The organism is Streptomyces sp. NPDC059906 (genome assembly GCF_042730645.1).
Lineage (GTDB): Bacteria > Actinomycetota > Actinomycetes > Streptomycetales > Streptomycetaceae > Streptomyces > Streptomyces rubrogriseus.
This window is the reverse complement of sequence record NZ_JBHWKU010000013.1, coordinates 176,489-188,992: the sequence shown is the minus strand read 5'-3', so window position 1 is coordinate 188,992 and position 12,504 is coordinate 176,489. Positions and strand designations below refer to the sequence as shown.

Below are 12,504 nucleotides of genomic sequence, written 5' to 3'. Positions count from 1 at the left end.
TTTTCGGCCTGCCGGCTCTCCGAGCGGGCCGGTTCGCCGTTCGGGTTGCCTCCAAGTCCGCGCTCAAACGGCGCACGGCGTGCGCCGAGGGCACATCGGTGGGAAAATACGCTTGCCCGGCCCGCCCGTCCCCTGCCGACAATGCCGGTCATGACCTGGACCGTCGCCCCGGAACCGTACGACTCCCCCGTCGCCGCCGCCCTCTGGCGCGCGTACTACACGGAGGTGAGCGACCGCTGGTACCAGCTGTACGAGGGGCACTCGACCGACCCCGACGAGCTGGAGCGGGAGATCGCCGCGGAGTCCGGCGCCGACCTCGCACCGCCCCGGGGAGGACTGCTGGTCGCGCGCTACGACGGTGAACCGGCCGGTACCTCCGGCGTACGGCTGCTGGACGGCACGACCGCCGAGCTGAAGCGGGTGTTCCTGTACGCCGGGATGCGCGGCCGGGGCGGCGCGGCGGTGCTCGTGCGGGCCGCCGAGGACGCGGCACGGGCGCTCGGGGCGGAGCACATGGTCCTGGACACGCGGGGCGACCTCGTCGAGGCCCGCGCCCTGTACGCGCGCCTCGGCTACACCGAGACCGAGGCGTACAACGAGAGTCCGTACGCCGAGCACTGGTTCGCCAAGGGGCTGCGCTCCGACCGCGACTCCTGACGGCGGCGTTCAGCCTGCCCGCGCGGGCGTACGCCCCTCGTGCGGGCGCTCCCGCTCCGAGCCGCACAGCTCCCCGGTCAGCTCCCGCACCAGCCGCACCAGGTCGGTCGGGCGGTCCGGACCCCACCAGTCGCCCAGCAGTTCGGCGAGCGAGTCCTCGCGGGCCTGCGCCAGCCGTTCGGCGACCTCGCGGCCCCGGCGGGTGAGGACCAGGTCGGGGCCCTCGCGGACGGCGAGGTGCCGCTCCTCCACCTGCCGGGCCGCCGCCATCACGGTGGCCAGGGGGACCGGGCTGCGCTCGGCGAGCTGGGCCGGCTCGACCCGGCCGTACTTCCTGACCCGCAGCAGCATCCAGCTGGACGCGGGCAGCAGGTCGTAGCCCGCCCGCGCGGTGATCCTGCGGTAGATCTCCCGGCGGCCCTCCCGGGTGCCGAGCACCGACAGGGCACGGCACACCTCGTCGCGCGAGGAGCGTTCCACCGGGTTGCTCGCGAGGGTCTGGGTGGCGTCCGGCGCCGTGACCGAGCCGCGCAGCCGGTCCTCCTTGAGGAACCAGGCCAGCAGGAAGGCGAGCAGGGCGACGGGCGCGGCGTACAGGAAGACGTCGGTGATGGAGGAGGCGTAGGCGTGGATCGCCTCGGGGCGCAGCGCGGGCGGCAGGGCGCCGATACCGCGCGGGTCGGCCTTGAGGGTGTCCACGGAGACGCCGGGCGGCAGGGCGGCGCCCCGGAAGGCGTCCGTGAGCTGGTCGCCGAGGCGGCTCGCGAAGATCGTGCCGAAGATGGCCACGCCGAACGACGCGCCGATGGACCGGAAGAAGGTCGCGCCGGAGGTGGCGACGCCCAGGTCCTCGTAGGCGACGGCGTTCTGCACGATGAGGACGAGGACCTGCATCACCAGGCCGAGGCCCAGGCCGAAGACGAAGAAGTAGGCGCCCATCTCGGCGGTGGCGCTGTTCTCGTCGAGCTGGTGCAGCAGGAGCAGTCCGAGGGTGGTGACGGCGGTGCCCGCGACGGGGAACACCTTCCAGCGGCCGGTGCGGCTGACGATCTGCCCGGAGACGGTCGACGACAGCAGCAGGCCGAACACCATCGGCAGCATGTACACACCGGACATGGTAGGGGTGACACCGCGCACGACCTGCAAGAACGTCGGCAGGTACGTCATCGCGCCGAACATCGCGAAGCCGATGACGAAGCTGATGACGGCGGAGAGCGTGAAGGTGCGGACGCGGAAGAGCTTGAGCGGCAGGACGGGCTCGGCCGCCCTGCGCTCCACGGCCACGAAGAGCACGGCAAGCACCACCGCCAGCACCGCGAGGCCGATGATCTGCGGGGAGCCCCAGGCCCAGGTCGTGCCGCCGAGCGAGGCCACCAGGACCAGGCAGGTGGCGACGGAGGCGATGAGGAGGGTGCCGAGGTAGTCGATGACGTGCCGGGTGGTGCGGCGCGGGATGTGCAGGACCGCGGCGATCACGGCGAGCGCGACGACGCCGATGGGCAGGTTGATGTAGAAGACCCAGCGCCAGCTGAGGTGCTCGGTGAAGACCCCGCCGAGCAGCGGCCCGAGCACACTGGTCGCACCGAAGACCGCACCGAACAGCCCCTGGTAGCGGCCGCGTTCACGGGGTGGGACCAGGTCGCCGACGATCGCCATGGACAGCACCATCAGCCCGCCGCCGCCCAGTCCCTGCAGGGCGCGGAAGGCGATCAGCTCGGACATGCCCTGCGCGATGCCGCACAGCGCGGAACCGACCAGGAAGATCCCGATCGCCAGCTGGAACAGCTTCTTGCGCCCGTACTGGTCGCCGAGCTTGCCCCACAGCGGGGTCGCGGCGGTGGCCGCCAGGAGGTACGCGGTGACCACCCAGGACAGGTGCTCTAGTCCGCCGAGATCGCTGACGATGGTGGGCAGCGCCGTGGACACGATGGTCTGGTCGAGTGCGGCGAGCAGCATGCCGAGGAGCAGGGCTCCGATGGAGACGAGTACGCCGCTGGAGACCTGCTCCCGCTCCCCCGGTGCGCCGGGCCGCGCCGGGTCCGGCTCCGACTCCGTAGCCTCGCGCACGTCTCCGGCCATCCCGACCTCCACAGGTGTCACGGTCCATCCTGGTCGGTGTGACCAGTTATGGCCGGTTCAGTCCTCCGGGAAGCCGGTATTCCGGGGGCGTGTGCGCCGAAGTATGGAGAAGATCTGCATAATCTCTGGAGGTCGCGAGGGGAGTCGCGAGGGGAGGGACGAACGCGTGGAGCAGCAGAAGGAGCCGTCGCAGGACCGGCCGGCGGGTGCCGCCTGCCCGGAGTGCGGCACACCCAGGGCGGCGGACAACACCCCGTCCTGCGCCTGCGGAACCAGGGCGTCCGACGCCCTGCGCGACGCCCGCACGGCCCAGGCGGCAGCGGCGGAGGACTTCGATCCGCTGCGCATACGGCCGTACGTCGAGCTGGACGGGACGGCCGGGACGGCCGGGGAGCCTTCGGACGCGTCCGACGTGTCCGAGGCACCCGAGGCGCCCGAGGCACCCGATGCGTCCGGCGAGCGCAGTACCGCGCCCGCGTCCGATTCCGAGCCGGACGCCACCATGACGCTGCGCGCCGTCGACGCCGGGGCCCCTGCCGGCTCGCCCGACGGGGGCACGGAAGCCACCTCCGCCCTGCCGACGCCCCTGGCCCCCTCAGCCGGCTCACCCAGCGCGCACGACCTGCGCCTGTTCGACGCGTCCACCACCGCGCCCCTCCCGCGGGTGCGCCCGGGGACGGAAAGTACGGGCAGCGCGGGACGGCCGTCGCGGAGGCGCCGCAAGGGCGTACTGCTGAGCGCGGCCGGAGCGGTCGTGGTCGTGGTCGGCGCGGCGGGTTTCGCCAGCGGGCTGTTCTCGTACGACACCCCGTCGCGGGACGGGGCGCTGCCGGACGAGGTCCGGGCGAGCGTGCCGGACCCGTCGACCGGCGAGGCGTCGCCGAGCGCCGGACCGAGCACGACCGCCGCCTCGCCGACGCCCTCCGCGTCCTCTTCCCCGTCCGAGTCCGCGTCCCCGTCGGCCGAACCGAGTGCTTCGGCCTCGCCTTCCCCGTCGGCGTCGAGCGCCTCGCCCACGCCGTCCCGGTCGGCCGAGCCGACGCAGAGCACCAGCGCGTCGGCCGGCGACGCCCCGCAAGAGTCCGAGGAGGACGACCGGGACCCCGGCGGCGGCCCCACACTGCGTCGCGGCGACCAGGGCCCGGAGGTCGTGGAACTTCAGCAGCGCCTGAAGGAGAAGTGGATGTACTGGGGCGACCTCGACGGCGACTACAACCACCAGGTCGAGGACGCCGTCCGCCAGTACCAGCGGGAGCGCGGCATACGCACCGACGAGATCGGCGTCTACGGCCCGGAGACCCGCCGCAGGCTGGAGTCGGAGCCTCGGCAGCGGTAGCGGCGGGCGTACAGCGCGGGCGGCGCCGTACAGCGGGCCTCTTGGCCGCCGTCAGCCGATGTGCACGCGCGGCCCACCGTCAGCCGATGTGCAGCCGCAGCCCACCGTCCGCGTCGGCCTCGACACGCACCCGCGTCAGGTCCTCCACGACCACGTCCGGCCCGTGGAACCCGGCGCGCGGTCCGACCCCGACGACCCGCATCCCGGCGGCGCGCCCGGCCGCGATACCGGCGCCGGAGTCCTCGAAGACGATGCAGTCGGCGGGGGCGATGCCCAGTTCGGCGGCGCCCTTGAGGAAGCCCTCCGGGTCGGGCTTGCTCGCGCCGACCGACTCGGCGGTGACCCGGACGTCCGGCTGCGCGAGCCCGGCGGCGGCCATCCGCGCGGTGGACAGGGCCACGTCGGCCGAGGTCACCAGGGCGTGCGGCAGGCCGCGCAGCGAGGTGAGGAACTCCGCGGCGCCGGGAATCGCCACGACGCCCTCGGTGTCGGCGGTCTCCTCGGCGAGCATGCGCGCGTTGTCGGCGTGGTTGTGCTCCATTGGCCGGTCCGGCAGCAGCAGCGCCATCGAGGCGTAGCCCTGCCGTCCGTGGACGACCTTCATGACCTCGTCGCCGTCCAGCCCGTGCCGGTCGGCCCAGCGCCGCCAGACGCGGTCCACGGCGGCGTCCGAGTTGACGAGGGTGCCGTCCATGTCGAGCAGCAGGGCACGGGCGGGCAGAACGGTGGTGGCGGTGGCCGTCATCGGCAGACTCCAAGGGGCGGGGAGGAAACAAGGCGGCCCCGCCCGCCGGTCAGGGAGAACGGGCGGGAGCCACTTTGTTCATCCACGGTACAAAATAGACCGGGTTCGCGCCACCGGCACGCACCGCCCGCGCACGCCGCCGGCCGCTCAGCCGGCGATCGCCTCCCACAGGCTCCACACGCCGAGGCCCAGCATGAGCACGGCCGCGATCTTCGTGATCAGCCCCAGCGGCACCCGCTTCATCAGGGCCTTTCCACCGACGATGCCGAGCCCGGCCACCGCCCACAGCGCGAGCACCGCGCCGAGGCCGACGGAGAGCGGGTCGTCGTAACGGGCCGCGAGGTTGGCCGTCATGATCTGCGTCAGATCGCCGAACTCGGCGACCAGGATGAGCATGAAGCCCGCCCCGGCGACCTTCCAGAAGGACTGGTCCTGCGGCTTGCGGACCTCCTCGTCCTCGTCGTCCTTCTTCATCAGCAGCACGGCGGCGCCGCCCAGGAACAGCACACCGGTGATCGCGTGCACGAGCTGCTGCGGCAGCAGGGTCAGCACACTGCCGGCCGCGACCGCGAGCACGACGTGCAGCAGGAAGGCGGCGGCGACGCCCGCGAACACGTACGAGGCGCGGTAGCGGGTGCCGAGGACGAGGCCGGCGAGGGCGGTCTTGTCCGGCAGTTCGGCGAGGAAGACGACACCGAAGACGAGCGCCGTCACGGTCAGGCTGATCAAGATTCCTCAATCGGTCGGGGCCACCCCACCGAGAGTGCTGATTGCGCGGATTTCACGATCTCCGCGACGCGCGACACCTCGGCACGGCAGCACACGGATCCACCCGTGCCGTACGGCACGGGCGTGCACTGCTTGCCGAAGGTCTCGCTGGCCGGCCTCGCGAACGAGGTCTGCCTCCGGGCGCCGGCTCAGGCGGGCTGAGCAGTATGTCGACGGTCCGGCGAAGAGCTACTCCCCTTCTGCGCCGTCCATAGTACGCGAACCCCCGGCCGGGACCGAGGGCCGAAAGTCCCGCGCCGAGGACCGCCGGGTCCCGTCAGGCCCCGCGCCGAGCCCCCGTCAAAGTCCTGTGACGAGTCTCGTCGCCCTTCTAGACGTGCCATGCACACGTCACTAACTTCTTACCGACCGCACACCTGTGCGCCATGCGGCGTCGCGAGCATTCCCCTGCCCGCGCCCCAACACCCCCACACCCCAAGGGAGTTCGCATGCCGAAGTTCTACGCGCGTCGACGGCTCGGTTTCCTCGCCGCGTTCACCGGGCTCATAGCCTCCGCCGGGCTCCTCAACGGCCCGGCCGCCTCCGCCGCCCTCCCCACCCCGGTCAGCGCCGCCACCGCCCGCACCTACCTCGCCTCCCTCACGGTGGCCACCGAGGACCGGACCGGCTACGACCGCGACCTCTTCCCGCACTGGATCACCCAGTCCGGCACCTGCAACACGCGCGAGACGATCCTCAAGCGCGACGGCACGAACGTCGTCACCAACTCCTCCTGCGCCGCCACCAGCGGCAGTTGGTACTCCCCCTACGACGGCGCCACCTGGTCCGCCTCCTCCGACGTGGACATCGACCACATGGTCCCGCTCGCCGAAGCCTGGGACTCGGGCGCCGACTCCTGGACCACCTCGCGGCGGCAGGCCTTCGCCAACGACCTGACCCGGCCCCAGCTGCTCGCGGTCACCGACAACGTCAACCAGTCCAAGGGTGACCAGGATCCGGCCACCTGGATGCCCTCGCGCAGCGCCTACCGCTGTACGTACGTGCGCGCCTGGGTGCAGGTGAAGTACTACTACGACCTCTCGGTCGACTCGGCGGAGAAGTCCGCGCTGCAGGGCTACCTCGCCGACTGCTGACGCCCCGTACACCGTCCGTTCGGCGCGGAACCTCCCCGCCGGCCTCCGTCGTTCCGTACCGTACGGGGCGACGGAGGAGAGGATCATCATGGCGGAACTGCGCCTGGGCCCACTGTTGAGGTACACCGACGGTTCGTGCGCGACCGTCTGGGTCGAGACGGACCGCCCCTGCACGGCCGAGGTGCGCTGCGCCGACGGCGCCCGGGGGACGGCCCGCAGCTTCCGGATCGCGGACCACCACTACGCCCTGGTCACGGTCGGCGGCCTGACCCCCGGCACGGCGACGGAGTACGAGGTGCTGCTCGACGGCACCGGCGTGTGGCCGCCGCCCGATTCCCGCTTCCCGCCCTCGGTGATCGCCACGCCCGGGGACGACGACGGCATGCGCGTCGCCTTCGGCTCCTGCCGCTGGGCGGCGCCGCCCTCGGGAGGCAAGGGCAGGGTGGGTCCCGACGCCCTGGACACCCTCTCCGCCCGCGTCGCGGCCGATCCCACAGGCGCCCGCCCGGACGTGCTGCTGCTGCTCGGCGACCAGGTGTACGCCGACGAGATCTCCGATGCCACGCGCGAGTGGATCGCGGGCCGCCGCGACGTGACGGCGGGCCCCGGCGACCAGGTCGCCGACTACGAGGAGTACACCCGCCTCTACTACGAGTCCTGGCTCGACCCCGAGGTGCGCTGGCTGCTGTCCACCGTGCCGAGCTGCATGATCTTCGACGACCACGACGTCATCGACGACTGGAACACCTCCGCCGCCTGGCTCGCCGACATGCGGGCCACCGACTGGTGGCAGGAGCGGGTGCTGAGCGGGCTGATGTCGTACTGGGTGTACCAGCAGCTGGGCAACCTCTCCCCGGACGAACTGGCCGCCGACCCGCTCTACACGACCGTGCGCGAGGCGTCCGACGGCACCGACGCCCTACGGGAGTTCGCCGCACGGGCCGACGCCGATCCGGCCTCCGTCCGCTGGAGCTACCGGCGCGACTTCGGGCGCACAAGACTGCTGATGGTCGACTCCCGCGCGGCCCGCGTCCTGGACGAGGACCGCCGCACAATGCTCGACCCGGGCGAGGCCGCCTGGCTGCGCGAGCAGGTCATGGAGGGCCGGGGTGACGGCGACGGAGACGGCGAGGGCGAGGGCGAGGGCGACAGCCACAGCGGCGGCGCTTACGACCACCTGCTGATCGGCACCTCCCTGCCCTGGCTGCTGCCCCACCTGGTGCACGACGTGGAGGCGTGGGACGCCGCGATGTGCGGCGGCGAGCGGGGCGCCCGCTGGGCACGGATCGGGGAACGGATACGGCGCGGCGCGGACCTGGAGCACTGGTCCGCGTTCCCCTCGTCCTTCGACGCCCTCGGCGACCTGATCGCCGACGCCGGCACCGGGCCGGGGGCGCCCGCGACGGTGAGCGTGCTGTCCGGCGACGTCCACCACGCCTACGTGGCCGAGCCGTCGTGGCCGGGGCGCACGCCCGACGCGCGGGTGGCCCAGCTGACCTGCTCCCCCGTCCACAACTCGGTGCCGCTCTCGATCCGCCTCGGCTTCCGTTTCGGCTGGAGTGCTCCGGCGCGGGCCCTCGGGCGGCGCATCGCCCGGCACGGACGCTGTGCGCCTCCGGCGGTGAGCTGGCGCAGGACCGGCGGGCCCTGGTTCGGGAACCAGATCATGACGCTGACCCTGCGTGGGCGGTCGGCCCGGCTGCGCCTGGAACAGGCCCGCGCGAACCGGGACGGTACGAACGTCCTGCGGACGGTCGCGGACCGGAAGTTGACGTAGCCGTACGGAGCCGTACCTAGCCGGACGGAGCCGGACGGAGTCGTAGGGCGTTGTTCCGGAATGAGTCGGCGAGGGCGGGGCGGGGTATGAATTGAGTCACATCGGCGGGCCGCACCGCGAGCGTGGGAGCGCTCCCACCTGGATTGGCGACAGCGCCGAGCAGGTGACTGCACGTCAGGTTATGGCGGAATGTTGAACTTGCAAGTACTCATTAGGCTCACCTAACGTGGGCAGCCCACTCGGTTCCGTCCCCCACCGGCCCGCCCCGGCCGGCCGACCGAAGGAGCACCCCCCGCATGCCCGCACGCCTCAACAGCACCAGCGCCCAGCCGTACGTGCTCGGTCTGTTCCGCATAGTCGTCAGCCTGCTCTTCGCCTGCCACGGCGCCGCCTCCCTCTTCGGCGTCCTCGGCGGCGCCGCGATGACGGGCGGCACGATCGACGCGGGCACCTGGCCGGGCTGGTACGCGGCCGTGATCCAACTGGTCGGCGGCGGCCTCGTCCTGCTGGGCCTCGGCACCCGCCCGGCAGCGGTCATCTGCTCCGGCTCCATGGCCTACGCCTACTTCAAGGTGCACCAGCCGGAGGCCCTGTGGCCGATGGAGAACGGCGGCGAGGCCCCCGCCATGTTCTGCTGGGCCTTCCTGCTGCTCGCCTTCACCGGTTCCGGCGCCTTCGGCCTGGACCGTCTCCTCGTCCGGCGCGCGTCCGAGCGGGAAGGGTCCGCCCCCGAGCGGCAGACGCCGGTCGCCGCCTGAGCGGACCGCCGCGGACCCCCTCCCTCGTGTGAACGCCCTGCGTCGATCACACAAGCCCCCTGTGAACCCTCTGTCACACCCCGGGCGTACGCTGTATGGCTGTCATTGGCCGCTCCTGCCGTCCCCGCGTCTCGCGGCAAGGCCCGGCCCACGGGGGAGTACCGGGGAGTTGTCGTGGTCGAAGGTCTGGGAAGTATCGGGTCGCTGGTCAGCAGCCCATGGATTTATGTGCTGGTGGGCGCTTCGGTGCTGCTCGACATCTTCCTGCCGGTGCTGCCGAGCGGGGTCCTGGTGATCACGGCGGCGACGGCTGCGGCCGCGGGTTCGGGAGCTGCGGCTGCCGGGCGGGTCCCGCAGGACGTCCCCGACATCCTCGTCCTCACGCTCTGCGCGGCGACCGCGTCCGTCATCGGCGACCTGGCCGTCTATCGCCTCGCCTGGCGCGGCGGGGCCCGGCTGGACCGCGCGATCGCCCGTTCCCGGCGGCTGACCACCGCGCAGGAACGTCTCGGCGGCGCCCTGGCCCGCGGCGGCGGTGCCCTCGTCGTCCTGGCCCGTTTCGCCCCGGCCGGCCGCTCGGTCGTCTCACTCGTCGCCGGCGCGGCCCATCGCCGGGTCCGCGAGTTCCTCCCCTGGTCGGCCCTGGCCGGCCTGGCGTGGGCCGCGTACAGCGTCGCCCTCGGCTACTTCGGCGGCCAGTGGCTGGGCGCCACCTGGCTGGCGACGGGAGTGTCGCTGGTGGCGCTGTTCGGCGCGGGCGCGGCGGCCGCATACCTGATGCGCCGCCAGCCACGAACGACGGAGGCCTCATAGCACCGGCGGCTCGTAGCTCCGGAGGCCTCATAGCACCGGAGACTCGTAGCGACGAAGACTCGTCGCGCCGGAGGCTCCTAGCCGCGTACACCTCGGCAGCGAGGCTTCAGGAGGCCTTTCGCGCTCCGGCGCCTCCCCGTATCTCCAGGTCGGCCAGCAGCTCGGTCGTGGCCGCGGTGACGGCCTCGACGGCGCGGTCGAAGACCTCCTGGTTGTGCGCGGCGGGCGCACGGAATCCGGAGACCTTGCGTACGTACTGAAGGGCGGCGGCCCTGATCTCGTCCTCGGTGGCCTCCTCGGCCAGCACGGGCGGACGCAGGGTCTTGATGCTGCGGCACATGACGTCAGTCTCCCCTCTCCAGGTCCACCCGCCAGTCGTTCGACCTGATCCAGTGGCCCTTCGGATACTCGAAGTCGACCTGCCCGAGGAGCGTGAACCCGGCCCCTCGGCAGACCGCGTTGGAGGCGGCGTGGCCGACGCCCGGGAAGGCGTGCAGATACCGGTGGGTCCCGGTGGTGCGGGCAGCCTCCCGGACCGCGCGGGCCGCCCGCACGGCCAGCCCCCGCCCCTGGAACTCCGGCAGCACGCCCCACCCGGTCTCCCACACCTCGGTGTCCCGCCAGGTCCGCGGCCAGTACCCGACGGAGCCGACGGTCTCACCGCCGTCCGCCAGCGTCACCCGGTACATCTGCCCGGGTCCCGGTTCCGCGTACCGACGGTGCCGGGCCAGGAGCCGCTCCTCGCTCTCCGGGCCGCCGAGGTGCGCGGTCATCTCCGGGCTGTTGGTCCTGCGCAGCAGCCACAGGTCCCCCTCCGCCCAGGGGACCAGGCACACCCGCTCCCCGCCCGGCGCGATCCGCTCGTCCATGCCGTCCATGTCTTTCACGGTAGGGCAGGGGTCTGACAGTCGGGCCGGGCCGCGGGGCCACCCTTTCGCGTGAACCACCGAAGGGAACGCGCGCCTCAAAATCGAACAGGCGTATCATTGGCACGTGGCTACGACCTATGATTTCCCCAGTGATCTCCTCGCCGGTCAGGAGGAACTGCATCAGGTCCGGGCCGAGCTTGCGGCCCTGCTCAAGAGACTTCCCTGGTCCGTCGAACCGCTCGACGGCTTCAGCGACGACAACGGCTGGCGCAAGGTCGAACGCCCGGCCTCCCCCGGCTGGTCGGCGGACGAGCAGGCCGAGGTCGAGAAGCTACGGCAGCGCGAGCGCGAGCTGGCCGTGTTCGTCAGCACCCATCGCTACTGGTCGGAGATGACCGGCGCCGACCAGGTGAGCGCCCGGTCGGAGCTGAAACACGCTCATGAGGGACCGCACGCGTAAGGCCCCCGGAAGATCTCCGGGGGCCTTGGCTCCGACGACGACGCCGGTCCTGGTGGGCGCGGACGGTTTCGAACCGCCGACATCCTGCTTGTAAGGCAGGCGCTCTACCCCTGAGCTACGCACCCAGGACGAGTCGACAGCCTACATGGCCCGGGGCGCCGCCCGGCAAACGCGTTCCCGCCGTGCTCACGCGGGGGTCGGGGGTTAACCCCACCCTCGATCCGGTAGCGGCCCGGATCCCGGCGGGAGCACCCGCTCCGTACGGTCGAAGAGCCTCACCGAGAAGGTCTCCGCCGGCGCGGAAGGCCCCGGGTGCGGCACCTCGTCGTCCGTTCCAGGGGGAGACCGTCATGCCCGCCCGTACCGTTCCCGTCCGCGCGTTCGCCGCCGTCGGCGCCGTCGCCGTCCTCGTCGCGGGCCTCAGCGCCTGCGCCTCCGCCTCGGACGACAACGACCCCGAGCACCGGTCCTTCGCCCTCCAGGGCCGTACGCTCACCGTCGACTCCGACGACTCCGCCCTGGAGATCGTCGCCTCGGACGACCAGGCGTCCGGGAAGATCCAGGTCACGCGGTGGTTCTCCGGGTCGGTCGCCATCGGCTCGGACCCCGAGGTGACCTGGAAGATGGACGGCGACCGGCTGGTGCTGCGGATGCACTGCTCCGGCGTGGTCGCCGACTGCGCGGCCAAGCACCGCATCGAGGTGCCGCGCGGCATCGCGGTCAAGGTGAGGGAAGGGGACGGCAGCGTGCGGGCCAGCGGCTTCGAGGACGCGCTGAACATCCGTACCGGCGACGGCTCCGTGCACGTCACCGACTCCTCCGGGCCGCTGGAAGTGCGTACCGACGACGGTTCCGTACGTGCCGCGGTCTCCTCCCGCCAGGTGCGGGCGCACACCCGCGACGGGTCGGTCCGGCTGGACCTCGGCACCGTCCCGGACCAGGTGGAGTCCCGCACCGACGACGGCTCCGCGACGATCTCGCTGCCCCGGGCCACCTACAAGGTGTCCACCGACACCGATGACGGCGCGGTCGACGTGTCCGTGCCCACCGACGACGCCGGCACGCACGTGGTCGACGCCCGGTCCGTCGACGGCAGAATCACCGTGCGAACCGCGAACTGACCGGCCCGTGTGTTCGTCCCTAACGGG

Annotated in this window: 13 protein-coding genes and 1 tRNA gene; 8 read left to right on the top strand and 6 right to left on the bottom strand. The window is 72.4% G+C overall.

Translation table 11 applies throughout. The features are described 5' to 3' along the window. Positions 1-150: 150 nt before the first annotated feature. The gene (locus tag ACFV9J_RS21355) at positions 151-657 is read left to right on the top strand and encodes a GNAT family N-acetyltransferase (RefSeq protein ID WP_385356348.1); all 507 of its coding nucleotides are present in this window, start codon (positions 151-153) and stop codon (positions 655-657) included. A gap of 9 nt (positions 658-666) precedes the next feature. Here the strand turns inward: ACFV9J_RS21355 and ACFV9J_RS21350 are convergent, their stop codons facing one another. After that, complete coding sequence (locus ACFV9J_RS21350; RefSeq protein WP_385356392.1) at positions 667-2,736, bottom strand: DHA2 family efflux MFS transporter permease subunit; 2,070 nt, start codon at positions 2,734-2,736, stop codon at positions 667-669. Between the two features lie 166 nt (positions 2,737-2,902). Here ACFV9J_RS21350 and ACFV9J_RS21345 point away from each other — a divergent pair, with 166 nt between their 5' ends. Beyond that, positions 2,903-4,072 (top strand): peptidoglycan-binding protein, encoded by a 1,170-nt coding sequence (locus tag ACFV9J_RS21345; RefSeq protein ID WP_385356347.1) that lies wholly within the window; start codon positions 2,903-2,905, stop codon positions 4,070-4,072. A gap of 79 nt (positions 4,073-4,151) precedes the next feature. On the opposite strand, the gene ACFV9J_RS21340 is transcribed toward ACFV9J_RS21345, so the two are convergent. Both ACFV9J_RS21340 and ACFV9J_RS21335 read right to left on the bottom strand, forming a co-directional pair. After that, on the bottom strand, positions 4,152-4,817 hold the full coding sequence (locus ACFV9J_RS21340; RefSeq protein WP_385356346.1) for an HAD-IA family hydrolase: 666 nt from the start codon (positions 4,815-4,817) through the stop codon (positions 4,152-4,154). A gap of 147 nt (positions 4,818-4,964) precedes the next feature. Next, positions 4,965-5,546 carry a TMEM165/GDT1 family protein gene (locus ACFV9J_RS21335; RefSeq protein ID WP_109031628.1) on the bottom strand — a complete coding sequence of 194 codons (582 nt, stop codon included), beginning with the start codon at positions 5,544-5,546 and terminating at the stop codon, positions 4,965-4,967. A gap of 488 nt (positions 5,547-6,034) precedes the next feature. Between ACFV9J_RS21335 and ACFV9J_RS21330 the strand changes: the two genes are divergently transcribed. The 4 genes from ACFV9J_RS21330 (at position 6,035) to ACFV9J_RS21315 (ending at position 10,027) form a co-directional block, all read left to right on the top strand. Further along, positions 6,035-6,679: an HNH endonuclease family protein gene (locus ACFV9J_RS21330; RefSeq protein WP_385356345.1), complete on the top strand. Its 645-nt coding sequence runs from the start codon at positions 6,035-6,037 to the stop codon at positions 6,677-6,679. Positions 6,680-6,767: 88 nt separating this feature from the next. Continuing rightward, positions 6,768-8,456 carry an alkaline phosphatase D family protein gene (locus ACFV9J_RS21325; RefSeq protein WP_385356344.1) on the top strand — a complete coding sequence of 563 codons (1,689 nt, stop codon included), beginning with the start codon at positions 6,768-6,770 and terminating at the stop codon, positions 8,454-8,456. A gap of 296 nt (positions 8,457-8,752) precedes the next feature. Then, positions 8,753-9,214 (top strand): DoxX family protein, encoded by a 462-nt coding sequence (locus ACFV9J_RS21320; RefSeq protein ID WP_385356342.1) that lies wholly within the window; start codon positions 8,753-8,755, stop codon positions 9,212-9,214. Positions 9,215-9,388: 174 nt separating this feature from the next. Further along, entirely contained in the window at positions 9,389-10,027 is a 639-nt protein-coding gene (locus ACFV9J_RS21315; RefSeq protein WP_109031624.1) for a DedA family protein, read from the top strand. A 106-nt stretch (positions 10,028-10,133) separates the two neighbouring features. Here ACFV9J_RS21315 and ACFV9J_RS21310 read toward each other — a convergent pair whose 3' ends face one another. Together ACFV9J_RS21310 and ACFV9J_RS21305 are read right to left on the bottom strand one after the other, a co-directional pair. Then, positions 10,134-10,367 (bottom strand): DUF2277 domain-containing protein, encoded by a 234-nt coding sequence (locus tag ACFV9J_RS21310; RefSeq protein WP_385356341.1) that lies wholly within the window; start codon positions 10,365-10,367, stop codon positions 10,134-10,136. A 4-nt stretch (positions 10,368-10,371) separates the two neighbouring features. Next, positions 10,372-10,905, bottom strand: coding sequence for a GNAT family N-acetyltransferase (locus tag ACFV9J_RS21305; protein ID WP_385356339.1), 534 nt, complete (start codon positions 10,903-10,905; stop codon positions 10,372-10,374). Positions 10,906-11,020: 115 nt separating this feature from the next. Between ACFV9J_RS21305 and ACFV9J_RS21300 the strand changes: the two genes are divergently transcribed. After that, entirely contained in the window at positions 11,021-11,356 is a 336-nt protein-coding gene (locus ACFV9J_RS21300) for a hypothetical protein (RefSeq protein WP_385356337.1), read from the top strand. A gap of 50 nt (positions 11,357-11,406) precedes the next feature. On the opposite strand, the gene ACFV9J_RS21295 is transcribed toward ACFV9J_RS21300, so the two are convergent. Next, positions 11,407-11,481: transfer RNA gene (locus ACFV9J_RS21295), tRNA-Val, on the bottom strand. A 225-nt stretch (positions 11,482-11,706) separates the two neighbouring features. Here ACFV9J_RS21295 and ACFV9J_RS21290 point away from each other — a divergent pair. After that, positions 11,707-12,477: a DUF4097 family beta strand repeat-containing protein gene (locus tag ACFV9J_RS21290; RefSeq protein WP_385356335.1), complete on the top strand. Its 771-nt coding sequence runs from the start codon at positions 11,707-11,709 to the stop codon at positions 12,475-12,477. Positions 12,478-12,504: the final 27 nt, after the last annotated feature.